Annotated in this window: 24 protein-coding genes; 9 read left to right on the top strand and 15 right to left on the bottom strand. The window is 31.0% G+C overall.

The genetic code is table 11. The features are described 5' to 3' along the window. Positions 1-29 precede the first annotated feature (29 nt). Positions 30-923, top strand: a complete 894-nt coding sequence (gene fabD, locus BM549_RS08330; RefSeq protein WP_290469848.1) for an ACP S-malonyltransferase — start codon at positions 30-32, stop codon at positions 921-923. A gap of 2 nt (positions 924-925) precedes the next feature. Further along, positions 926-1,411, top strand: coding sequence for a signal peptidase II (gene lspA / locus BM549_RS08335; protein ID WP_290469849.1), 486 nt, complete (start codon positions 926-928; stop codon positions 1,409-1,411). A gap of 34 nt (positions 1,412-1,445) precedes the next feature. On the opposite strand, the gene BM549_RS08340 is transcribed toward lspA, so the two are convergent. From BM549_RS08340 to BM549_RS08355, 4 genes are all read right to left on the bottom strand, one after another. Beyond that, the gene (locus tag BM549_RS08340; RefSeq protein ID WP_013870116.1) at positions 1,446-1,637 is read right to left on the bottom strand and encodes a hypothetical protein; all 192 of its coding nucleotides are present in this window, start codon (positions 1,635-1,637) and stop codon (positions 1,446-1,448) included. Between the two features lie 164 nt (positions 1,638-1,801). Then, the gene (locus BM549_RS08345; RefSeq protein ID WP_290469850.1) at positions 1,802-3,079 is read right to left on the bottom strand and encodes an amidohydrolase family protein; all 1,278 of its coding nucleotides are present in this window, start codon (positions 3,077-3,079) and stop codon (positions 1,802-1,804) included. Positions 3,080-3,082: 3 nt separating this feature from the next. Continuing rightward, a complete protein-coding gene (galE, locus tag BM549_RS08350) occupies positions 3,083-4,096 on the bottom strand; it encodes a UDP-glucose 4-epimerase GalE (RefSeq protein ID WP_290469851.1) in 1,014 nt (337 codons plus the stop codon). Between the two features lie 162 nt (positions 4,097-4,258). After that, complete coding sequence (locus tag BM549_RS08355; RefSeq protein WP_290469852.1) at positions 4,259-5,416, bottom strand: DegT/DnrJ/EryC1/StrS aminotransferase family protein; 1,158 nt, start codon at positions 5,414-5,416, stop codon at positions 4,259-4,261. Between the two features lie 69 nt (positions 5,417-5,485). On the opposite strand from BM549_RS08355, the gene BM549_RS08360 reads away from it, so the two are divergent. The 3 genes from BM549_RS08360 to BM549_RS08370 all read left to right on the top strand — a co-directional run bounded on the left by BM549_RS08360 (position 5,486) and on the right by BM549_RS08370 (position 7,988). Further along, positions 5,486-6,721 carry a glycosyltransferase N-terminal domain-containing protein gene (locus BM549_RS08360; protein ID WP_290469853.1) on the top strand — a complete coding sequence of 412 codons (1,236 nt, stop codon included), beginning with the start codon at positions 5,486-5,488 and terminating at the stop codon, positions 6,719-6,721. A 110-nt stretch (positions 6,722-6,831) separates the two neighbouring features. Continuing rightward, positions 6,832-7,101, top strand: a complete 270-nt coding sequence (locus BM549_RS08365; RefSeq protein ID WP_290469854.1) for a hypothetical protein — start codon at positions 6,832-6,834, stop codon at positions 7,099-7,101. 77 nt (positions 7,102-7,178) lie between these two features. Further along, on the top strand, positions 7,179-7,988 hold the full coding sequence (locus tag BM549_RS08370) for a DNA/RNA non-specific endonuclease (protein ID WP_290469855.1): 810 nt from the start codon (positions 7,179-7,181) through the stop codon (positions 7,986-7,988). Between the two features lie 10 nt (positions 7,989-7,998). On the opposite strand, the gene BM549_RS08375 is transcribed toward BM549_RS08370, so the two are convergent. From BM549_RS08375 to gcvP, 4 genes are all read right to left on the bottom strand, one after another. Then, positions 7,999-8,850, bottom strand: a complete 852-nt coding sequence (locus BM549_RS08375; protein ID WP_290469856.1) for a glycosyltransferase family 2 protein — start codon at positions 8,848-8,850, stop codon at positions 7,999-8,001. Between the two features lie 6 nt (positions 8,851-8,856). Beyond that, positions 8,857-9,762: an FkbM family methyltransferase gene (locus tag BM549_RS08380; RefSeq protein WP_290469857.1), complete on the bottom strand. Its 906-nt coding sequence runs from the start codon at positions 9,760-9,762 to the stop codon at positions 8,857-8,859. Further along, positions 9,762-10,820: a 3-oxoacyl-ACP synthase III family protein gene (locus tag BM549_RS08385; RefSeq protein ID WP_290469858.1), complete on the bottom strand. Its 1,059-nt coding sequence runs from the start codon at positions 10,818-10,820 to the stop codon at positions 9,762-9,764. The genes BM549_RS08380 and BM549_RS08385 overlap by 1 nt, the downstream gene beginning before the upstream one ends. Positions 10,821-10,920: 100 nt before the next feature. After that, positions 10,921-13,770: an aminomethyl-transferring glycine dehydrogenase gene (gene gcvP, locus BM549_RS08390; protein ID WP_290469859.1), complete on the bottom strand. Its 2,850-nt coding sequence runs from the start codon at positions 13,768-13,770 to the stop codon at positions 10,921-10,923. Between the two features lie 120 nt (positions 13,771-13,890). Between gcvP and BM549_RS08395 the strand changes: the two genes are divergently transcribed. After that, the gene (locus BM549_RS08395; protein WP_290469860.1) at positions 13,891-14,721 is read left to right on the top strand and encodes a hypothetical protein; all 831 of its coding nucleotides are present in this window, start codon (positions 13,891-13,893) and stop codon (positions 14,719-14,721) included. On the opposite strand, the gene BM549_RS08400 is transcribed toward BM549_RS08395, so the two are convergent. The 7 genes from BM549_RS08400 to BM549_RS08430 all read right to left on the bottom strand — a co-directional run bounded on the left by BM549_RS08400 (position 14,701) and on the right by BM549_RS08430 (position 21,510). Next, positions 14,701-14,955, bottom strand: coding sequence for a glycine dehydrogenase (locus BM549_RS08400; protein ID WP_290469861.1), 255 nt, complete (start codon positions 14,953-14,955; stop codon positions 14,701-14,703). The two genes, BM549_RS08395 and BM549_RS08400, sit on opposite strands and share 21 nt — an antisense overlap. A gap of 1 nt (position 14,956) precedes the next feature. After that, positions 14,957-15,511: a sigma-70 family RNA polymerase sigma factor gene (locus tag BM549_RS08405; RefSeq protein ID WP_290469862.1), complete on the bottom strand. Its 555-nt coding sequence runs from the start codon at positions 15,509-15,511 to the stop codon at positions 14,957-14,959. 43 nt (positions 15,512-15,554) lie between these two features. Further along, positions 15,555-16,430, bottom strand: coding sequence for a methyltransferase domain-containing protein (locus BM549_RS08410; protein ID WP_290469863.1), 876 nt, complete (start codon positions 16,428-16,430; stop codon positions 15,555-15,557). Positions 16,431-16,840: 410 nt separating this feature from the next. Then, the gene (locus BM549_RS08415) at positions 16,841-17,344 is read right to left on the bottom strand and encodes a MarR family transcriptional regulator (RefSeq protein WP_290469864.1); all 504 of its coding nucleotides are present in this window, start codon (positions 17,342-17,344) and stop codon (positions 16,841-16,843) included. A 100-nt stretch (positions 17,345-17,444) separates the two neighbouring features. After that, positions 17,445-19,478 (bottom strand): M3 family metallopeptidase, encoded by a 2,034-nt coding sequence (locus BM549_RS08420; RefSeq protein WP_290469865.1) that lies wholly within the window; start codon positions 19,476-19,478, stop codon positions 17,445-17,447. 392 nt (positions 19,479-19,870) lie between these two features. Continuing rightward, the gene (gene purE / locus BM549_RS08425) at positions 19,871-20,353 is read right to left on the bottom strand and encodes a 5-(carboxyamino)imidazole ribonucleotide mutase (RefSeq protein ID WP_290469866.1); all 483 of its coding nucleotides are present in this window, start codon (positions 20,351-20,353) and stop codon (positions 19,871-19,873) included. A gap of 2 nt (positions 20,354-20,355) precedes the next feature. After that, positions 20,356-21,510 carry a 5-(carboxyamino)imidazole ribonucleotide synthase gene (locus BM549_RS08430; protein ID WP_290469867.1) on the bottom strand — a complete coding sequence of 385 codons (1,155 nt, stop codon included), beginning with the start codon at positions 21,508-21,510 and terminating at the stop codon, positions 20,356-20,358. A gap of 123 nt (positions 21,511-21,633) precedes the next feature. On the opposite strand from BM549_RS08430, the gene BM549_RS08435 reads away from it, so the two are divergent. The 3 genes from BM549_RS08435 (at position 21,634) to BM549_RS08445 (ending at position 24,410) form a co-directional block, all read left to right on the top strand. After that, complete coding sequence (locus BM549_RS08435) at positions 21,634-22,743, top strand: adenylate kinase (RefSeq protein ID WP_290469868.1); 1,110 nt, start codon at positions 21,634-21,636, stop codon at positions 22,741-22,743. 101 nt (positions 22,744-22,844) lie between these two features. Then, positions 22,845-23,840: a GTPase ObgE gene (gene obgE / locus BM549_RS08440; RefSeq protein ID WP_290469869.1), complete on the top strand. Its 996-nt coding sequence runs from the start codon at positions 22,845-22,847 to the stop codon at positions 23,838-23,840. A gap of 42 nt (positions 23,841-23,882) precedes the next feature. Then, positions 23,883-24,410, top strand: coding sequence for a DUF4136 domain-containing protein (locus tag BM549_RS08445; protein WP_290469870.1), 528 nt, complete (start codon positions 23,883-23,885; stop codon positions 24,408-24,410). Positions 24,411-24,424: the final 14 nt, after the last annotated feature.

Below are 24,424 nucleotides of genomic sequence, written 5' to 3' on the forward strand. Positions count from 1 at the left end.
TCCTATTTTTGCCTTTCAAAATGAAACAGATGAAAGCATATATATTTCCAGGTCAAGGCGCTCAATTCTCAGGAATGGGCTTAGATTTATACGAAAACTCTCCAGAAGCACAACATTTATTTGAAGATGCTAATAGTATTTTAGGTTTTAATATTACAGATGTAATGTTTGAAGGTACTGCTGAAGCTTTAAAACAAACCAAAGTAACACAACCTGCAATATTTTTACACTCAGTAATTTTAGCAAAAACATTAGGAGAGAATTTTAAGCCAGATATGGTTGCAGGTCACTCTTTAGGTGAATTCTCTGCATTAGTAGCTAACGGAGCTTTAACATTTCAAGATGGTTTACGTTTAGTTTCACAACGTGCTTTAGCAATGCAAAAAGCCTGTGAGATACAGCCAAGTACAATGGCGGCAGTTTTAGGTTTAGAAGATAGCGTGGTTGAAAATATTTGTGCAGAAACTGAAGGCGTTGTAGTAGCGGCAAACTATAATTGTCCAGGACAACTAGTTATTTCTGGTGAAATTGAAGCTATAAACAAAGCATGTGAAAGCATGAAGGCAGCAGGAGCAAGGCGTGCATTAGTATTGCCAGTTGGTGGCGCTTTTCACTCACCAATGATGGAGCCTGCTCGCGAAGAATTAGCAGCAGCTATAGAAAACACAACATTTAGTAAGCCTAATTGCCCAATATACCAAAACGTAACAGCAAACGCTGTTATTAATGAATCTGAAATTAAGGCTAATTTAATCTCGCAATTAACAGCTCCTGTGCGTTGGACACAATCTGTAGAACAAATGATTACAGACGGTGCAACTTTATTTACAGAAGTTGGTCCAGGAAAAGTATTACAAGGTTTAGTAAAGAAAATTAATAGAGCATCTGAAACTGCTTCTGCAACCTTTGAAAGCGCTTCATAATTATGAAAAACAATAGAACGCTTTTTATTACAATTTTAATTGTTGTTAATATTGCTTTAGATCAAATTTCTAAATTTTGGGTGAGAGCTAATGTTCCTGCGGGTAGTAGATCTGAGATTTTAGGTGATTATTTTACACTTCATAATGTTGAAAATACTGGAGCTTTTTTAGGTTTAGGAAGTGATTTTAATCCTATTTTAAAAATAATTTTACTCAACGTACTTCCTGTTGTGGTGCTAACACTAGTACTCTTTCATATATTTAGAGACAAAACCTTAGATAAATTTTCGTTAATTGGTTTTTGCTGTATAATTGGTGGTGGTATAGCTAATTTATACGACAGAATTCTTTATGGACAAGTAACCGACTTTTGGCATATAGATTTAGGAGGTGTATTTAGAACCGGTATTTTTAATATTGCAGACGTATCTGTAATGGTTGGAATGGGATTACTAATTCTTGGAAATTTTAAAAAGAAGAAAGCATAAAAAAACCGCGATAATTATATCGCGGTTTTTTTATTTATTTGGCTAAAATACAGTCTTCACAGTCTTTTATTTCTCCGTAATATGTTTCTCTATATTTGTGAATTGTTTTAATGGGAATACCAAAAAAATGTTTTTTCACATAGGTTACATTGGCTTTTAATTCTCCCATTTTGGGTGCAAATCTGTTTTCTAATTTTGTTTTTCTTCTTACGCTAATCAGTTTCATAATATCTATTTCATTAAGTACAAAGTAATGAAGATATTAAACCAATCGCAAAATATAAATGTTAAGTATTTATTAATCAGCTATTTAATTTAGATATGATATTTATAAGCGCATATTTTTAAGAATATGCCAATTAGAGTGAGCTTAGATTATCAAATCAATAACTAGTTTTTGTAAATTTTTCCTTCTTTCATTACAAAAACAACTGTTTCCATAGTACTAATGTTTTCTACAGGATTATCATTAGTTGCAACAATATCTGCAATAAATCCTGCTTTAAGTTGTCCTAATTGGTTTTCCATTTTTAATATCATAGCGTTTGTTATAGTTGCACTTTGTATAGCTTCTATCTCAGGCATTCCTGCTTCTACCATATAGGCAAACTCTTTTGCATTATCACCATGATAAAAAACAGCAGCATCTGTACCAAAGGCAATGCCTACACCAGCTTTGTAAGCGCGACCAAACATGTCTTGTATTTTTGGGCCAATATCTAAAGCTTTTGGTACTATAATTTCTGGATAATAATTTTTAATTTTTGCTTTGTCTGAAACAAATTTACCAGCTGTAATAGTAGGCACTAAATAAACATCATGTTTTTTCATAAGCTCCATAGTCTCCTTACTCATTAAAGTACCGTGCTCTATAGTTTTAACGCCTCCTAAAACGGCACGTTGTATGCCTTCATCACCATGTGCATGTGCAGCAACATGAAACCCATAGTCTTTAGCGGTTTCACAAATAGCCTTGATTTCTTCTATGGTAAATTGCGGATTAGAGCCATTCTTAGCAACACTTAATACACCACCTGTAGCGGTTATTTTTATTAAATCGGCACCATTTTTATATCGTTGTCGTACTGCTTTTTTTGCATCTTCAACACTATTTACTACGCCTTCTTTTGGTCCAGGATTTCCTGCTAAATCTCTACGGTAACCATTTGTTGGATCTGCGTGACCACCAGTTGTAGCTAAAGATTTTTCAGCAGTAAAAATTCTTGGTCCAACAATTTTCCCTGATGCTATTGCTTTTTTTAAAGCTACATTTACACCAGAGCCACCTAAATCTCTTACGGTTGTAAAACCACTCATTAATGATGTTTTAGCGTAATTGGTTGATGTAAATGCTACATCTGCTTCATTTTGAGTAAAAACTTCTAGGTATTTTTTTGGGTTTGTTTCAGACTCTATGTGCACATGCATATCTATTAAGCCAGGCATTACCGTTTTAGTTTTTAAATCTATTATGGTATCGTTTGTATTTTCAGTTTTAATATAACCATCTACTATTGCTTTTATTTTTTGGCCAGATACAATTATAGTTTTTTGGGTTAAAACTTTTCCAGATTTAGTGTCTATTATTTTTCCGCAATGTAAATAGGTGTCTTGTGCAAAAGTTAAAGTAGAAAATAATAATGTAAAAATTAAAGCTAGTGTTTTCATAATTTATAGAGTTTGTTCCCATTTCCAGGCAGAAAGCATAGCATCATCTAATGACAGTTTAGCTTTCCATCCTAAAACGGTATTTGCTTTTGTTGTATTGGCATAGGCTTCGACAACATCACCGTCACGCCTGTCTACAATTTTGTAATTTAATTTTTGGTTAGATACACGCTCGAAGGATTGTATGACTTCTAATACCGAACTTCCTTTACCAGTTCCTAAGTTAAAAATTTCAAAATTAGTATCGTTTTTATTTTCTAGTAGTCGCTGCAATGCAATTACATGTGCTTTTGCTAAGTCTACTACATGTATGTAATCTCTTATACAAGTTCCATCTGGTGTTGGATAATTGTTTCCAAATACCGAAAGTTGTTCTCGTTTTCCTGCTGCTGTTTGTGTAATGTAAGGTACTAAATTTAAAGGAACACCTATTGGTAGCTCACCAATTTTTGCACTTTCGTGTGCACCAATTGGGTTAAAATAACGTAAGGCAATGGCTTTAAAATTAGCATTGGATTTTGTTACATCTTCTATAATAGCTTCGCCTATTTTTTTTGTGTTACCATATGGAGATTCTGCAGGTTTTGTAGGTGCTAATTCTGTAATTGGCATACTATCTGCTTGACCGTAAACGGTACATGAAGAGCTAAATATAAAATTAGCATTTGCTTTTTTATTTAATTCTTGTAAAACATAAACTAGTGTGTTTACATTATTCTCGTAATAGTATAGTGGTTTTTTTACGCTTTCTCCAACAGCTTTACTTGCGGCAAAATGTATAACACCAATAATGTCTTGATGCTTTTTAAAAAAAGTTTTTGTTTGTTCTTTATTTTTTAAATCTAAATTTTCAAATTCTGGTGTGATACTAGTAATTGCAGTTATACCATTTAAAACATTTTCTGTAGCGTTAGATAAATTATCTATAATTATAACTTTGAATCCTGCATTTTGAAGTTCTACTACTGTATGCGAACCAATAAAGCCTAATCCTCCTGTTACTAAAATTTTTGACATGTATTAAATTGAATATTTAAATTAAAGTATATGTTTTAATTTTGCGAGAAGGATGGAAACGGCATCCTTTTTTTGTTGATAATTGAACTTGTTGAAATTATCAACAAAAAAAGATATAGTGTACAGCCTGACTTTTGGCTACTAAAAGCCAAAAGGCTCGCCCTAATTGTTATCTAAAAAGTCGATGATTGTTTTAGTTATAAATGCTATTTGATCTGTCTCTAACTCTGTATGCATAGGTAATGAGATTACTTCTTTTACCAATTGATTAGTCACAGTAAAATCTGCTTCATTATACCTTGAGTCTAAATATGCTTTTTGTTTATGTAGTGGTATTGGGTAATACACTCCACAAGGTATATTGTTGTTTTGTAAATGTTGTACTAAAGCGTCTCTATTTGCATTTTTAATTTTTAAGGTGTATTGATGAAATACATGACAATCGCAAGTATCACAAATACCTTCGCAATTATTTACTGTTTGTGGTGTTGTAATATTTGGATGGTTTTGTAATGCTTTAGTGTATGCTCTAGCAGCGTCACGACGTTTGTTATTATAAGTGTCTAAATGTGGTAATTTTGCATTTAAAACTGCTGCTTGTATAGAATCTAATCTAGAATTTACACCTACTACATCATGATGGTAACGTTTGTACATACCGTGATTTACAATACCCCTAATTGTATGTGCTAAATCGTCGTTATTTGTAAATATAGCACCACCATCACCATAACAGCCTAAATTTTTTGATGGAAAAAATGATGTAGAAGCGACATCTCCAATGGTTCCAGACATTGCTTTTTCGCCCTTAGAATTGGTATATTTTGCACCAATGGCTTGTGCATTATCTTCAATTACATATAAATTATGCTCTTTTGCTATTGCCATTAAAGCTTCCATATTTGCACATTGCCCAAATAAATGAACTGGCACTATTGCTTTTGTGTTGGGTGTAATCGCTTTTTTAACTGCTTCTATATCTATATTAAAATTATCTGGGTCTACATCAACAAGAACAGGCGTTAAATTTAATAATGCAATAACTTCTACTGTTGCGGCAAATGTAAAATCTGCAGTAATGACTTCGTCACCAGGTTTTAAACCTAATCCCATCATGGCTATTTGTAAAGCATCTGTACCATTTGCACATGGTATTACATGTTTTACACCTAAATATTTTTCTAAATTTTCTTGAAACTCATGAACCTTTGGTCCATTTACAAAGGCGGTTGTTTCTAATACTTCTTGAATAGAATCGTTAACCTCTTTTTTTATTTCTGCGTATTGACCTTTTAAGTCAACCATCTGTATTTTCTTCATAAAACGAATTTACAAAATTAGCTAATGCTATACAATGAATTATGTATTTTAGCGCAAAGCATTTTAAAGTTGAATTTATTTTATACAATACTAATATACTTAGTCGATTTTGCACTAAAGATTATTGCCTTTTTTAATAAAAAAATTAAATTAGGTGTTAATGGCCGTAAGCAAACATTTAAAATTTTAAATAATCACCTTAGTGAAGCTGATAAAAAAATATGGTTTCATTGTGCATCTTTAGGTGAGTATGAACAAGGTTTGCCTGTTTTTAATGAGCTTAGATTGGCTTATCCAAACCATAAAATTGTACTTTCTTTTTTTTCACCTTCGGGTTTTGAAATAAGAAAAAATGCACCTTTTGCAGATGTTGTAGTGTATTTACCTCTAGATACTATAAGTAATGCAAAACGTTTTTTAAATATTGTAAATCCAGAATTAACTGTTTTTGTTAAGTATGAAATCTGGCCTAATTTTTTAAATGAAATTAAGAGAAGAAACCATAGAGCGATTTTAATTTCGGCTGTTTTTAGAGAAAATCAATCGTTTTTTAAATGGTATGGTAAACATACAAAAAAAGCCTTGTTTGCTTTTGAGCATATTTTTACTCAAAACACAAAGTCTAAAAAGCTATTAGAGTCTATTAATTATAGTTCGGTAACTGTTTCTGGAGATACACGTTTTGATCGTGTTACTAACCAGCTTAAACAAGATAATACTATAGATTTTATATCTAAATTTAAAAGCGATAATCTCTGTGTAGTTGTTGGTAGCTCATGGCCTGAAGACGAAAAACTAATAGTAAACTATATAAATAATCATGCCAGTGAGACAACAAAATTTATTATAGCTCCACATAATATAAAAAAGTCTCAAATTGAAAATTTAAAACGAAGTATTACAAAAAGTTGTGTTCTTTATACAGAAAAAAATAATGAAACCATTGCGTCTAACCAGGTACTTATTTTAAATACTATTGGATTGCTTACAAAGGTTTATAGTTATGCAGATGTAGCCTATGTTGGAGGAGCAATGGGAACAACAGGTTTGCATAATACACTAGAAGCAGCAGTTTTTGGAGTGCCAATAATTATAGGTAAAAATCATGAAAAGTTTCCAGAAGCTCAACGTATGATTGATAATATGGGATTGGTTTCAATTAAAAATCAAGAAGAACTTAATTCTAGTTTAAAAGATTTTATAGAAAATATAGAAAAACGATCGTTGTTTGGCGCCAATAATAAAACTTTTATTAATAAAAATGCTGGTGCCGTAATCCAAATACTAAACTATTTACGTATTTAAACTAAATAAATAACTAAAAATCGAAAATAAATTAAAATGTTAATTTTTTTTATTTTATATGAATCAAAATGTTAAATTTGTTTCGATTAATAACTTAAACTTAAAAACCAATGAAAAAATTAGTATTAAGCTCAGCTTTATTATTAGCATTAGCAGTTTCTTTTACATCTTGTAGAGAAGAGAATAAAAATGATGCAGAAAACGCAATCGAAAACGCAGGAGATGCAATTGAAAATGCAGCTGAAGAAACTGAAGAAGCTGTTGAAGGTGGATTTGAAGCAGCAGGAGAAGCTATTGACAATGCAGTAGAAGAAACTGAAGAAGCTGGAGAAGCTGTTGAAGAAGCAGTTGAAGAAGCAACTGATGACGACAAAAACTAATTAGAGTTTTCTAATAGATTTAAAATAAAGCCCAATCTCTTGATTGGGCTTTTTTATTTATATTGACATTTTTAAATATGTCTAGAAAAACAACATACTCCATTTTAACAGCATTAATCTTAATTGCTGTTTACTCTTACAACTTTTACACAGAAAGAAAAGTACAACAAGAAATTGTTGCTACTGGAAAAGAAGTAAAATCGAATACTAACGCGTATTTCTTACCAACCAGTACTACTGGACAAATTGTGCATCACAATGGTTATTCGCTTTCTTATAGCGAACCACATGAACAAGCAGAATGGGTGGCTTACGAATTAAAAAAATCACACTTAAGCAATACGAATTTTAAACGACCTTATTTTGAAATAGATAATGCGGTAAAAACAAAAGCTGCACATTGGAGAAATTATAAAAAATCGGGTTACGATCGCGGTCATTTATGTCCTGCTGGAGATAGAAAGTATAGTAAAGCTGCACATGATGAAACATTTTTAACAAGTAATATTTCACCGCAAAAGCACGATTTTAATGCTGGTATTTGGAATAGGTTAGAACAAAAAGTTCGCTATTGGGCAAATAAATATGATGGAGTGTTTGTTGTTTCGGGTGGAGTTTTAAAAGGAAGAATGAAAACCATTGGAGATGAAGCTGTTTCTGTACCAAATCAATTTTATAAAATAGTAATCGATAATAATAATGGAGAAACAAAAATGCTTGCCTTTTTAATGGATCATGAAGCTTCTAATCTTCCGTTATATAAATTTGTTGTTCCTGTAGATACAATTGAAAATTTAACTGGTATTGATTTTTTTGCAGAATTAGATGATAGTTTAGAAAATAGACTTGAAGCCTCGAATAGTTTTAAAAATTGGAGTTTTAATTAATTTGTAAAAATTAAAACCCTAATTTACTTTTAACACCTTGCCATCTTAATTTTCTAATAAATATTCCTTGCTCTTTTGAGACCAAAGGTTGTATATTTTTTTGTTTAGCTTTTAAATAGCCAATAACTGTGTTTTTAAAATATGAAAAACTACGTTTACTAATAGCGCTTTTTAAAGCCGAAAGTATAGTGAGAGTTATTCCGAAACGCATTTTGTATAAAGCTTCACCTTGTAAATATTTACTGCTTTTATGGTAGGTTTTTCCGGTTGGTTTTAAGTGCTTAACATGTAAAGATTTATCTGTTTTTATCATCCAGCCATAGTATTGAGCTAATAAAACATCCATAGTGTCCCAACCAATACTATGTTTTAAACCGCCAATTTCTTTAAAACAAGCTTTTCTATAAGCTTTAAATGGACCACGTACATGATTTTTAGATGCAATAGTTTCATAAACCCATTGGTTATTTTTTTCTATGTAAGCTAATCCGCCAGCAACACCAACTTTACTGTTAGATTTAAACAAAGAAATTATAGACTCTAAATAGTTTTCTGGTAAAATAATATCTGCATCAAACTTGCAAATAACATCGTAAGTATCATCTAATGTTTCTAAGCCTTTATAAAATGCATTTATTACTTTACTTCCTGGAATATGTTGACTTGAAGATTTAATTTTAATAGATTCAATCCATTTATATTGTGCTGAAAAGCCATTAATTATTTGCTGAGTATTATCTGTAGAATTATCATTAACTACTACAATTTTTTCTGGCAAATAAGTTTGATTAACTAAGGAGTTAAGCATTAACTTAATACAATCTTCTTCGTTATGAGCAGGTATTATAATATAGATTTTCATTTAATATTAAATCACAAATTTTTGCACTAAATCTAACTTTGAAGCTGGTACAAAAAAACAATTTCTAATACCATTATCTTGTACTCTTTCAATAGAGCCAACTTGCAAGAGTCCTTTTTTAGTGTGATTATAAAACGTATAACCTAAATCTGAAAAAAAATTATTTAAATTAGTTTCTGTTGTATTAAATAAAGTTTCACAAATAATAATGGGCTGATGTTTTTTTATACTTTCTATACCAGATTTTAATATATTAAATTCAGTGCCTTCTGTATCAAGTTTTATTAAATCTACAGATTTTAATTTATTTAACTCAATAAAGTTATCGAGAGTATTTGTATTTACTGTGTTTATTACAAAGTTTCTAGATGTTTTTTTTGTTCCAGTATTGCCTTCTCCGGCTAAATTATGTTCTAGATACTTGTATTTTAAATTGTCAACTTCGTAAAAATCTATAATCCCTTTTTTATTTGATAATGCTAGATCTACTGCCGTAATTTTACTTTCAAAATTATTGATTGCTATATTTTTTTTTAAAAAATATTTTGGTCCTTTTGCAGGTTCAAAAGCATGGATTTTAATTTTAGAATTTGCTTTAGCTGCTAATAAGGAATAAAAACCAATATTTGCTCCAATATCTAGAAATGAGTTTGTTTCTTTAACTAGAGATTCAAATATTTTAGCATACTCAAAATTTTTATAGCCATTCCAGTAAATTAATTGTGTAATATAGCTGGTTTGGTTTGTTACTATTTTAATATTTCCAGAATTTGTTTTTAGCTTTATAGTTCCGCTAGGAGGAAGTTTTATTTTAGTTTTAAAGATGGTATTTAATGCATAATTAATATTTCTTAAAAAGTAATTTATGACACTATTATAAATTGTTTTGTAAATTATTTGAGACAATGCCATTAATATTTATATACAATACAATTAATATTCATACCGGCGCCAACACTTGCAAATAAAATTATGTCACCTTTATTAATTTCTTGACCATCTAATTTTCCTTTTAAAATTAAATCGTATAGGGTAGGAACTGTTGCAACGCTAGAATTTCCTAAGGTGTTTATTATCATTGGCATTATACCTTCTGGCATGTCCATATCATGTAATTTGTAAAAGCGCTTAACAATTGCCTCGTCCATTTTTTCGTTGGCTTGATGTATCAATATTTTTTTTACATCTTTTATATTATAACCGCTTTTTTCTAGGCAGGATTTAATAGCTAACGGTACATTAGTTAATGCAAATTCGTAGATTTTTCTACCGTACATTTTTATATAACGTCTTTGGCTTGTGTTTTCGGGATTATTAGTTTCTCCAAAATAGATAAAATGAGCTTCGTCTAGAGAAAATGTAGCTGTTTCGTGTGCTATAATTCCAGAGTCTTCATTTGTTTGTTCTACAATAACTGCTCCTGCGCCATCGCTATAAATCATAGAGTCACGATCGTGTTTATCGACAACTCTTGATAGTGTTTCACTACCTATTACCAAGCACTTTTTTGCGATTCCAGATTTTATAAAAGCATTAGCTTGAATAACACCTTCAATCCAGCCAGGACAACCAAAAAGCAAATCGTAACCAATGCATTTTGGATTTTTTATTTTTAGTAAATGTTTTACTCGTGATGCTATACTTGGTACGGTATCACTTTGCATAGTTTCGTTTTTTACATCACCATAGTTGTGAGCAACAATAATATAATCTAAAGTTTCTTTATCTATTTTTGCATCTTCAATGGCTTTTTCTGCAGCATAAAATGCTATATCAGAATTTAGTAATTCTGGTTTTATATAACGTCTTTCTTGAATGCCTGTTATTGCTTTAAATTTATTTACAATAACTTCATTAGAACTATTTATTTTGGAGCCATCTGGATTTAAAAATTCATGATTATAGAAATCTTCATTTTTTTCAACAGTACTTGGAATATAGCTTCCGGTTCCAGTAATTTTAATATTCATATAAAAAGAAAATTGCCTTTAATTAGTTACTCTGCTAATATAAGCATCACAAACTAAAGGCAATTTATAATTATAAAATTTTTACGATGTTCAACGTTAATTATGCATCCATATAATCCTCTATAGGAGCACAAGTACAAATTAAATTTCTGTCTCCATAAGCATCGTCAACACGTCTAACACTAGGCCAAAACTTAGAGTCTTTAACGTATTCTAAAGGAAAAGCTGCTGCTTCTCGAGAATATGGTAAGCTCCACTCATCGCTTGTTGCCATAGCCATAGTATGTGGTGCATTTTTTAAAATATTATTAGGTTCATCTTTATTTGCAGCATCAATTTCTTTTCTAATAGAAATCATTGCATCACAAAATCTATCCATTTCTGCTTTACTTTCGCTTTCTGTAGGTTCAATCATCATTGTTCCTGCAACCGGAAATGATACTGTTGGTGCATGAAAACCATAATCCATTAAACGTTTTGCGATATCAACTACTTCTATGCCATTAGCTTTAAATGGTCTACAATCAATAATCATCTCGTGTGCGGCTCTACCTTTTTCGCCAGAATATAAAGTATCGTACGATCCTTTTAAGCGTTCTTTAATGTAGTTTGCATTTAAAATTGCAATTTCGGTAGCTTTTTTAAGTCCTTTAGAACCTAACATTTTAATGTAGCCATAAGAAATTAAGCAAGCCAAAGCAGAACCATAAGGTGCAGCAGATATAGCTGAAATTGCTTGGTGACCACCAGTTTTTACAATTGGACTTCCTGGTAAAAATGGCACTAATTGTTCTGCAACACAAATTGGTCCAACTCCTGGTCCACCACCACCATGAGGTATGGCGAATGTTTTGTGTAAATTTAAATGGCAAACATCTGCACCAATATTTCCTGGGTTTGTTAAGCCTACTTGAGCATTCATGTTGGCGCCATCCATATAGACTTGGCCACCATTATCATGTATAATTTTTGTGATGTCTTTTATTGCAGATTCATACACTCCATGAGTAGAAGGATATGTTACCATTAAGGCAGATAAATTATCTTTGTGTAATTCTGCTTTTTTTCTTAAATCTTCAACATCAATATTTCCGTTTTCTGAAGCTTTAGTAACTACAACTTTCATTCCTGCCATTACTGCACTCGCAGGATTTGTACCGTGAGCAGAAGATGGTATTAAACAAATGTTTCTATGGTGATCACCACGAGATTCATGATATGCTTTTATTACCATTAAACCAGCAAATTCTCCTTGTGCACCAGAGTTAGGTTGTAATGATGTTGCAGCAAAACCTGTAATTTCTGTTAGTTGATTTTCTAAAGCATTTAGCATTAACTTATAACCTCTAGGTTGATCTTGCGGTACAAATGGGTGAATGCTTCCCCAATTTGTTGAACTTAATGGAAGCATCTCTGCAGCGGCATTAAGTTTCATTGTACAAGACCCTAAAGAAATCATAGAATGATTTAAAGCTAAATCTTTACGCTCTAAATTTTTAATATAACGCATTAATTCTGTCTCAGAATGGTATGTGTTAAAAACATCTACTGTTAAGAAATCTGATTCTCTTTTTAAATGATTAGGAATGGTTTTGTTAGCCTCTAGAGTTTCAATTTTATCTGTTGTAGTTTCTGTTATCGTTTCAAAAATTGAAATAATTTCATTTAAATCTGAAATTGAAGTAGTTTCATTTATAGAAATAGTAACAGTGTTAGTATCTGGATAATGAAAGTTTACTTCTTTTTTTTCTGCTTCAAATTTAATTTTAACAGCATCAGCTTTTATTTGAATAGTATCAAAATAATGTGTATTAGTTTGTTCTAGGCCTAAATTTTCTAATGCTTTGGCTAAAGTTGATGCCGTGTTTTTAATTTTATCTGCAATAAAAGTTAAGCCTTTTGGCCCGTGATACACTGCGTACATACCTGCCATTACCGCTAAAAGCACTTGAGCTGTACAAATGTTAGATGTGGCTTTATCACGTTTTATATGTTGCTCACGTGTTTGTAATGCCATACGTAAAGCTCTATTACCGTTTACATCTTTAGTAACACCAATAATTCGACCTGGAACATCACGTTTGTATGCTTCTTTTGTTGCAAAATAAGCTGCATGTGGTCCACCAAATCCCATTGGAATTCCAAAACGTTGCGTAGTACCAACAACTACATCTGCACCAAATTTTCCTGGAGCTTCAAGTTTTACTAAGCTTAAAATATCTGCAGCAACGGCAACTTTAATATTTTTTTCGTTTGCTTTTTCTATAAAAGACTTTATATCTGTTATTTGCCCGTTTTTTCCTGGGTATTGAAGTAGAGCACCAAAATACTCGTCCGATAAATTGTATTCAGCCTCATTACCAATTGTTAATTCTATTCCAATTGGGTTTGCTCTGGTTTCTAACAAATCTATAGTTTGTGGTAAAACTAAATCTGAAACAAAAAATTTATTGACTTTAGCTTTCTTTTGTTCGCGACTTCTAAGTGCAAATAGCATTCCCATAGCTTCTGCAGCAGCAGTACTTTCGTCTAATAGTGAAGCGTTTGCAATTTCCATTCCGGTTAAATCTATAACCATAGTTTGAAAATTTAATAAGGCTTCCAAACGGCCTTGAGCAATTTCTGCTTGGTATGGTGTGTAGGCTGTATACCAACCTGGGTTTTCAAGTATATTACGTTGAATAACAGCAGGTAAAATAGTTGGGTGATACCCTAAGCCAATGTATGTTTTATATATTTTGTTTAGTTTAGATAACTCGTTTATATGAGAAGAATATTCATATTCACTCATAGCAACATCTAGGTCTAAATCTTTTTTTAATCGAATATCATCTGGAACAGTCTCGTTTATAAGTTGTTCTATAGAATCTACACCAATTGTTTTTAACATTTGGTTTTGATCGTTTTCTCTTGGCCCAATATGGCGTAATGCAAAAGAGGTAGTATTCATGTATAAAATAGTTGTGTTTAATTTTGCAAAAATACTGAAAACTTAAGGTATAATTATTTAAAAAAACGAAAGTTTTTAACCAAATTATATGGTTATGAACAGTTTGCTTAACTTTGTTTAATGCGAATAATTAAACAGCTTTTTGATTTTTACTTAAACAGTAGTATTCACGTGGCTTTAGCTGTTTGTGCATTAAGTTGTATTACCTTGTTTGAGTTCAACATTATTTATGATGAAACTATAATTTATTTTAATTTTTTTGCTACTATAACAGGTTACAATTTTGTTAAGTATTTTGGTATTGCAAAATTTCATCATAGAAGTTTAACAAATGCTTTAAAAGTTATTCAAGTTTTTTCTTTTTTATGCTTTGTATTATTGTGTTTTTATGCTACAAAATTACCTTTAAAAACACTTTTTTATATTTTAATTTTTGGAGTAATTACATTTTTATATGCCATACCATTTATACCTAAAAATTTATATATAGATAGCCAGCAAAACTTAAGAGATATTAGTGGTGTAAAGGTTTATATAATAGCAATGGTTTGGGTTGGTGTTACTGTATTTATACCGCTTTTAAATAACGCGGTTAGTTTAACTGCAGATGTTTATATAGTTGCTATACAGCGGTTTTTATTTGTTGTTGTTTTAATGTTGCCTTTTGAAATTAGAGATTTAAAATTTGATAGTTTAAAATTGGCTACCATACCACAAAAAATAGGAGTGAGGCGAACTAAATTACTGGGTTTAGTTTTATTAGTTTTATTTTTCTTTTTAAATTATTTTAAAGATTTTATAAGTGTAAAATCTATAGTTACTTATGCTTTTGTTACTTTGATTACATTGTTGTTTTTAACATTGTCGCATAAAAAAAGAAGCTATTATTTTAGCTCCTTTTGGGTTGAAAGTATACCAATTTTATGGTTACTAATTATTTTGTTTTGCTAACTCTTTTTCTAAAGAATTTTGCATTTCTGTTTTTTCTGAAGTTTGAAGGTTTACAGACTTTCTTTTTAATAATTTAGTAAGTTTGCCATTGTTTTTACTGTATTTTCTGCATGCGGCACAAAACACTAAATGTAAATTAAGTTTTATTTTCTCTAACAAAGTAGCCTCTTTATACTGCGATTTATCGCAAGTATGGTTTGCTTCTTCACAACTTAAAAATAATTTATTACTCATTTTAAAACCAATTTTTTTCAAGACAACCAGCCATGGCAGTTCGTGCTCTGTGAATGATTACCCATAGGTTAGACGCAGTAATATTCAATTCATTACAAATAGCTTCGGTGTCGTAATTTAATATAGTTTTCATTTCGAAAACCTGAGCTTGTTTTGCCGGAAGTTTATCTAAACAGTTATTTATAGCGACGCCTAATTCTGTGTTTTCTATAGAATCTTCAGCAGTTTTATCAAATGGGTCTGCTACACGTTCTTCTAACCAATCGCCTTCAGTTTCTGTATCGTTATTGTAAGTCATTCTAACTTCGGCTTTACCTTTATTAGAGTTAATTTTACGATAGTAATCTATAATTTTTCGTTTTAAAATTGAAATTAACCAAGTACGTTCGCTAGCTTCACCTTTAAAATTTTTCATAGATTTTAATCCTGCTAAAAAGGTTTCAGAAACTAAATCTTTAGCCATATCTCTATCGCTAACTCGAGAAACTGTATAGTTAAATAAGTAATCACTATATAAAGTAATCCATTGATTTGGATCTATTTTGTGATTTGGCATTAGATAGAATTTTTTTCAAAAGTAAATAAAAAATACTTATTATTTATTTTGTACAACTTATTATATAATATCCAAAGCTTTTTAAGTGTAATCCAGATAAAAGCGCGTAAAATGAACCTTTTAAATTATGTAAACTTTCACGCTTTAAAGGCTTAAAATTTATTAGTTTTTTTAAAATAAATGTAACAATAGCAAAAGGCACATGTAATACTGAAGGCGCAACTCTATAACTTATATCTTCAATTTTAATGTTTTTAAAACCTGTTTGCTCTAAGTGTTTTTTTACATTATTTATTGAGCCTAAATTTGTTAAACTCCAATGGTCGCATAATCTTCTGTGAGAATATTGAGCACCATAACAAAGCTCTTGCTCCTCTTTTTTTAAAAAAGCATCTGCTATTACAAATCTTCCTCCTGGTTTTAAAATGCGATAAGCTTCTTTAAGTGATTCTTTTTTGTGGCCTGAATGGCACAAACTTTCTATTGCTAATGCAGCATTAAAAGTGTTGTCCTGAAATGAGGTTTTATTATAATTTTCGTTTAAAATGGTAGCTGGTTTACCTTCTAATAAAGCATTGCCTTTTTCGACTTGAAAACTTGATAAGGTTACACCAAAAGCTGAAAGATTTTTGTGCTTTTTAAGTGCATATCTAATTGTGCCACCAACTCCACAACCTAAATCTATTAAATTGGTTTTTTTTGTTGATATATTTAAACGTTTTAAAACTTGATTATTCATTTCGTTTAACATAGAGTTACGCTTGAACACACTGTTTGTAAAAGGTTTGTAATACCCAAAATGCATGTTTAAATCTTTACTCCAAAACTCGTAATCCTCTGTGGCTTCGTTATAGAAGTCCACCATTTCTATTTTTATCTTTTCTTCTTTTTCTTGATGTTTTAATGCTATATTTTCCATAATACCTTGTCTTTTTGGATTATCTGTTTAGTTACTATATTTTTTAATTTTATATGTGATATATAAATGAAAACATGCCAAGATTATGGAAATTAAAATCCATAAAAACAAAATTTCAAGACTTGCTTTACTGATTGTTTTAAAAAATAAGATTAATGAAATTGTGGAAGTAATGTAAGTTATGAATAAAAGCTTGGTAGTTTTGTTTATTCTTTTCATATGCATTGCAATAATACAAGACATGATAATTTGTGAAAGCCCAAGAATAGGTAATGCAATTATACCTCCCCATAAAGTGAAGCAAAGTAGGACAGTGATTGTCACTAATACTCTATTTATTTTAAATAAATTTATCATTTTTCATATGTATTAAACTTTCAGAAAAAATTGAAAGTTTTGTTTAAATTTTTTTATTTAAAGAATTTTAAAACAGACTTGGTGATCCAGTTTTGTTTCTGGTTAACTAATTTATTTATAACAGCATCCATGGTTTCTGTTAGTTCATGTAATGCTTTTGTTTGTTTTATAAGTTCTTTTGTTTTTTCACTACCGTCGTCTTTAATGGATGAGACTTCATCTAGAATTTTTATTACTGGCTGTATTTCACGTCTGCTTCTTTCTTTAGCTACAATTCTAGCTAATTCTTGCACATCTTTTTCGGTAGTAAAAAACTCTTTTCTTTCTCCTGCTACTATTGTTTTACTTACAATTCCCCAATCTATTAATTGGCGTAAATTCATAGATGTATTACCACGAGAGATTTTAAGTTCGTCCATAATCTCTTCCATAGATAGTGGTTTTGTAGAAATAAAAAGTAAGGCTTGAATTTGAGCCATTGCTTTGTTAATTCCCCAAAGAGAGCCTAAACTTCCCCAAGTACTAATAAATTTATCTTTTGCTTCTTGATATTGCATAGCACAAATATATATAATAATTTTTAAACTTTCAATAATTATTGAAAGTTTGTTTTTAGAAAAAAGACCAACTTCGCTAGCTGGCCTTTTTTGTGAAAAGTTATTTTATTAAGCCTGCTCTTTTTAATAAGGCTTCTGGTTTAGGTTCTTGACCTCTAAAGCGTTTATATAAAGTCATTGGATTTTCAGTTCCGCCTTGAGACAATACATTATCTTTAAATTTGTTTGCAATTTCCTTATTAAAAATACCGTTTTGTTTAAAATAATCGAAAGCATCTGCATCTAATACTTCTGCCCATTTGTAGCTGTAATAACCAGAACTGTAACCGCCTTGAAATATGTGTGAAAAAGCTGTGCTCATACAGTTTTCTTCTACATCTGGATATAGTTTTGTGTCTTGAAAAGCTTTATTTTCAAAGGTTTTTACATTTTTAATAGTTTCTAGAGATTCGCCACCATGCCATGACATGTCTAGTAGCCCAAAACTAATTTGCCTTAAGGTTTGCATACCTTCATGAAATGTTGCAGACTCTTTAATTTTGTTTATTAAATCCATTGGTATTACTTCTCCTGTTTCATAATGTTTTGCAAACAGTTCTAAAGCTTCTTTTTCGTAACACCAGTTTTCCATAACTTGACTTGGTAATTCTACAAAATCCCAATATACGCTAGTTCCAGATAAACTTGGGTAAATTGTATTGGCAAGCATACCGTGTAATGCGTGACCAAATTCATGAAATAGAGTAGTAACTTCGTTAAACGTTAATAATGATGGTTTGCTTTTTGTTGGTTTAGTAAAATTACATACTATAGATACGTGAGGTCTTTCTTGATTACCATCTTTCACAAATTGAGGTTTGTAACTTGTCATCCAGGCACCGTTTCTTTTGCCTTTTCTAGGAAAGAAATCTGCATAGAATATAGAGACTAATTCACCATTGGTATTTGTTACTTTATATGTTAATACATCTTCATGATATTTATCTATATCATGTATTATTTCAAAATGAAGTCCAAATAATTTTTTAGCTATTGTAAATGCACCATCAATTACATTTTCTAATTTAAAATATGGTTTTAGTTGTTCGTCGTCTAAATTAAACAGTTTTTGTTTTAGCTTTTCGGCATAGTAGGCAGAGTCCCATTTTTGTAATTGGTCTATGTTGTCTAATTCTTTAGCAAAGTTTTCTAAAGTTTTAAATTCATTTTTTGCAGCAGGTTTGGCTTTAGAAAGTAAATCGTTTAAAAAAGTAAGTACTTTTTCTGGTGTTTGTGCCATGCGCTCTTCTAAAACAAAATTTGCATGTGTTTTATAGCCTAAAATGTTAGCGCGTTTATGGCGTAGGTTTGCAATTTCTAAAACAATATTTTGGTTGTCTAAATCATCGCCCTTAAAAGCTTTGCTTCCAGCTGCTTTAGATAATTTTTCTCTAAGTTCACGATTATCTGCGTAAGTCATAAACGGTATATAGCTTGGGTAGTCAAGCGTTATAATATAGCCGTCTTTGTTTTTGCTTTCTGCAAGTTGTTTTGCTGCTTCTTTAGCGCCATCTGGTAAACCAGAGACATCACTTTCTTTTGTTAAGTGTAATTCGTATTTATTAGTTTCTGCTAAAACATTTTCTCCAAATTTAAGCTTTAACTGTGCTAGTTTTTTGTCTATGTCGCGTAGTTTAGCTTTATCTTCTTCGTTTAAATTAGCACCATTTCTAGAAAAGCTTTTGTATTTTTTGTCTAATAATGTTTTTTGCTCTGTTGTTAAGTCTAAATTATCTTTTTGCTTGTAAACAGCTTTAACACGTTTAAATAAGTCTTCGTTTAAAGTAATATCATTACCAAACTCTGTAAGTATAGGAGATATTTCCTGCGCTATTTTTTGAATTTCGTCATTTGTTTCGGCAGAGTTTAAATTAAAAAATATACTAGTAACGCGGTCTAATTGTTGTCCAGAAAACTCTAATGCTTCAATTGTATTTTCAAAATTAGGAGCATCAGGATTATTTGTAATAGCGTCAATTTCTAACTTCGCTTTTTCAATAAGCGATAGTATGGCTGGCTTATAGTCGCTATTTGAAATAGATTGAAAAGGTGCAGAGTTATATTTTGTTGAAAATTTATTTTCTAATATGTTCATTTTTAGTCTTGTAAGTTGTTTTAATAATAAAAGTTATAAAATTACTTGTAAAAAATCGAAACTTGTAGTTACTTTGCTCAGATTTTTTCTCGAGAGTTGGTTACTCTCTTAAAAATTATTGATTAATAGCGATGAAAAGCCTCAAATTTATTTGAGGCTTTTTTTTATTTCAAAATTTTGATTGTTTTTATCAAAACGAAACAAATTAAGCTTTTAATCGGTTAAAAATGCATTTCACCTAAAAAGTTAATCGATTTTAATTGGCATTCTTTGATTTTCTATGTTTTGTTGACCTTTGACTTAAGTTTTTTTGATGTGAGTACTATATACTCATTATATAGAAAGATTAATAGCGAGAGAAAGCCTGGGAGACCAGGCTTTCTTATTTTATGCTATTTAATATTTTTAGATGCAGCTTCTACTTTTAATTTTAATCCTTCTTTATAAGCTATAATTTTATCAAGTACACATTGGTCGCTAGAGCCAATAATTTGAGCTGCTAAAATGCCAGCATTTTTAGCTCCATTTAAAGCAACCGTTGCTACAGGAACGCCACCAGGCATTTGTAAAATAGATAAAACAGAATCCCAACCATCTATAGAGTTTCTGCTTTTTACAGGAACACCAATAACAGGTAAAGGTGATAGTGAAGCTACCATTCCTGGTAAATGTGCAGCACCACCAGCGCCAGCAACGATAACTTTAATACCTCGTGTGTGTGCATTTTTACTGTAATTATATAGTTTTTCTGGAGTTCTGTGAGCAGATACAATATCTACTTCAACTTCAATGTCAAAACCATTTAAAATATCTATTGCTTCTTGCATAATAGGAAGATCACTATCGCTTCCCATAATAACGCCTACTTTACTCATAATTATTTACTTATTACTTTAATTGTGTTTTTTACTTTTTCAGCAACTTCTCTTGCAACATTTAAATCTTTATTTACAATAGTTACATGTCCCATTTTACGAAATGGTCGCGTTTGTTTTTTTCCATAAATATGTGGTGTTACACCGTCCATTTTCATGATGTCTGCAATGTTTTCATAAACAACGTCTCCAGTGTGATTTTCTGCTCCAACTAGATTTACCATAATACCTCCAACTTTACTGTCTGTATTTCCTAATGGTAGATTTAATATGGCACGAATATGCTGTTCAAATTGTGAGGTGTAACTAGCCTCAATAGTTTGGTGACCAGAATTGTGAGGTCTTGGAGCCACTTCGTTTATTAATATATTATCGTCTTTAGTTAAAAACATTTCGACAGCTAATAAACCAACATGATTATAAGCTTTAGAAACATTTAAGGCAACCTCTTGTGCTTTTTTAGCAATATCTATTGGTATTCTTGCAGGACAAATTACGTATTCTACCTGGTTGGCTTCTGGATGAAACTCCATTTCTACAACAGGATAAGTTTTAATATCACCATTTGGATTTCTGGCAACAATTACAGCTAATTCATTTTTAAAATCAATAAGTTCTTCTGCAATACATTCACCTTTAGGTAAATCTTTTAAATCCTCTAAACTGCGTACAACTTTTACGCCAGTGCCATCATACCCAAATTGAGCACTTTTCCATACAAAAGGAAACTTTAAACCACCGTTTAAAATAGCATCTTCTATTTCTGATGCATATGCAAATCGCGAAAATTGAGATGTAGGTAAATTATGATCTAAATAAAATAATTTTTGCTTAGCTTTATTTTGAATAGTTCTTAGATTTTTAGAGCTTGGATATACTTTTACACCTTCATTTTCAAGCTTTTCAAGCGCATCTACATTAACATTTTCTATTTCAAAAGTTAAAATATCTACTTGTTTTCCAAAATTATAAACGGTATCAAAATCCATTAAATCTCCTTGAGTAAAAGCATTGCATGCTAATTTACAAGGTGCTTGATCGCTAGGATCTAAAACAAAGGTTGTAATGTCAAATTTTCTTGTGTCGTAAAGCATCATTTTGCCCAATTGTCCACCACCAAGAATACCTAATTTAAAATTTGAAGAAAAGTAATTCATTTTATTGCCAAAAATTTTACACAAAAATACAGTTTATAATGAAAAGATAACCAATAAAACCGTGTCAAAATGGTATAACGATTAACAAAATTGTATCTTTGCCTCTTTCTTAAAATTAAGACAATGATAAAGTTACATGACAAATATTTTAAGCCATACATTTCAGCAGAAGAAATTGACGATGCTGTTACTAAAATGGTACAAGATATTGCAGACGATTTAGGCGACGAAGTACCAGTTTTTATTGGCATTTTAAATGGTTCGTTTATGTTAGTAAGTGATTTTGTAAAAAAATACCCAAAACCTTGCGAAGTAACATTTATTAAATTAGCCTCTTATGAAGGTGTTAAATCTACCGAAGACATACAGCGTCTTATTGGTTTAACACAAGATTTAACAGGAAGAACAGTTGTAATTCTTGAAGATATTATAGATACAGGTAATACGCTTCACGAAGTACATAGAATTTTTAATAACGAAGGCGTAAAGCAACTACTAATTGCCACACTGTTTTACAAGCCAGAAGCATATAAAAAAGATTTTAAAATTCATTATATAGGTAAAGATATCCCTAATAAATTTATAGTTGGTTACGGCTTAGATTATGATGGGTTAGGAAGAGATTTACCTCAAGTATATCAATTAAAAACAACACAACACATGACTAATTTAGTATTATTTGGTCCTCCGGGAGCAGGTAAAGGTACACAAGCTAACTTTTTAAAAGAAAAATATAATTTAGTACACATTTCTACAGGAGATGTATTTAGATATAATATTAAAAACGAAACTGCTTTAGGAAATTTAGCAAAATCGTATATAGATAAAGGCGCATTGGTACCAGATCAAGTAACTATTGATATGCTGGAAGCCGAAGTTGAAAAAAATGCAGATGCAAAAGGGTTTATTTTTGATGGTTTTCCTAGAAATGAAACACAAGCTGAAGCTTTAGATAAAATTTTAGAAAGCAAAGACTCTAAAGTAAATGCAATGGTTGCTTTAGAAGTTGAAGATGAAGTATTAGTAAAACGTTTATTAGAAAGAGGGAAAACTAGCGGAAGAAAAGACGACTCAGACGAGAGTATAATTAGAAACCGCATTAAAGTATACTATAACGAAACAGCCATTTTAAAAGATTATTACTCTGCACAAGATAAATATTTTGGTGTTGATGGAGTTGGTAATATTGAAGATATTACAGAACGTTTGTGCAATACAATAGATAAATTGTAAATTATACATTTACAATAAACCAGGATTTCAATTAAAATTATTAGCTAGAGAAGTATAAAAGAACAACTTTTAATTTTTAAGCTACACTTATAACTTAGACAATGACAGAAGGAAATTTCGTTGATTACGTAAAAATGCATGTAACCTCTGGAAAAGGAGGAAAAGGATCTACACACTTACACCGTGAAAAGTATATCGCAAAAGGTGGACCAGATGGAGGTGATGGTGGTCGCGGAGGTCATATAATTATAAAAGGAAATTCGAATCTCTGGACTTTATTACACTTAAAATTTAAACGTCACATTCGTGCAGGACATGGCGAACATGGTAGTAGTGGTAGAAGCACAGGAGCAGATGGTGAAGATATGTATGTTGAAGTGCCATTGGGAACTGTAGTTCGTGATACCGAAACAAATGAAATTCTTTTTGAAATAACAAAAGATGGTGAAGAACGTATAGTTGCTGAAGGTGGAAAAGGTGGTCGAGGAAATTGGCACTTTAAAAGTTCTACAAACCAAACACCTCGTTATGCGCAACCTGGTATCCCTCAAGAGGAAAAAGACATTACTTTAGAGCTTAAAGTACTAGCAGATGTAGGATTGGTTGGTTTTCCAAATGCAGGAAAATCTACACTATTATCTGTAGTAACCTCTGCAAAACCAAAAATTGCAGATTACGAGTTTACAACACTTAAACCCAATTTAGGTATTGTAAAATATCGTGATTACCAAACATTTGTAATGGCAGATATACCTGGAATTATAGAAGGTGCAGCCGAAGGTAAAGGTCTTGGTTATTACTTTTTACGCCATATAGAACGTAATTCTATTTTATTATTTTTAATACCTGCAGATGCACCAGATATTAAAAAACAATACGATGTTCTGTTAGATGAGTTGCGCCGTTATAATCCAGAAATGTTAGACAAAGAAAGGCTAATTGCAATTTCTAAAAGTGATATGTTGGATGACGAGTTAAAAGCAGAAATGAAAGTAGAATTGGATAACGAATTACCAATTCCTTATTTATTTATCTCATCGGTTGCACAACAAGGTTTAACAGAGCTAAAAGATATGCTTTGGAAATCTTTAAACTAGTTTAGGAATAATTTTTGCTTACATTTAAATAAAATTGAAGCAATGAAACATCTTAAAATTCTACTCTTATTATTGTGTGTCGCTTCTTGCGCACCAATTTATGTAAATCACGATTACGAAAAATCTGTTGATTTCTCAGAGTATAAAACCTATAACTTTTTTACAGATATACATTCTGGCTTAAGCGCATTAGACGAAAAACGTTTAATTGCTGCTTTAGATGCTAAACTAACGGCTATGGGTTTTCAAAAAACCGAAAACGCAAGTTTTTTAATAGACATTAAAAGCGATGAGTTTCAGGAGAATTCTAGAAACACTGTTGGTGTAGGTCTTGGTGGTGGTAATCGAGGTATTGGCGGAGGTATATCTATTGGTATTCCAATTGGTCAAGCCAACGTTAATAAAAGAATTGTTGTTGAATTTGTAGACGATTCTAAAATGGGATTATTTTGGCAAGCAACTAGCGAAAGCGGTTTTAAGCCTAATGAAAAACCTGAAAAAAGAGAAGCTAAGTTTGTTGCAATTGTAGATAAAATGCTTGAGAATTTTCCGTCAGAAACTAATAAATAAATATTGAGTGATTA

The organism is Lacinutrix sp. MedPE-SW (assembly GCF_001874145.1).
Taxonomy (GTDB): domain Bacteria; phylum Bacteroidota; class Bacteroidia; order Flavobacteriales; family Flavobacteriaceae; genus Lacinutrix.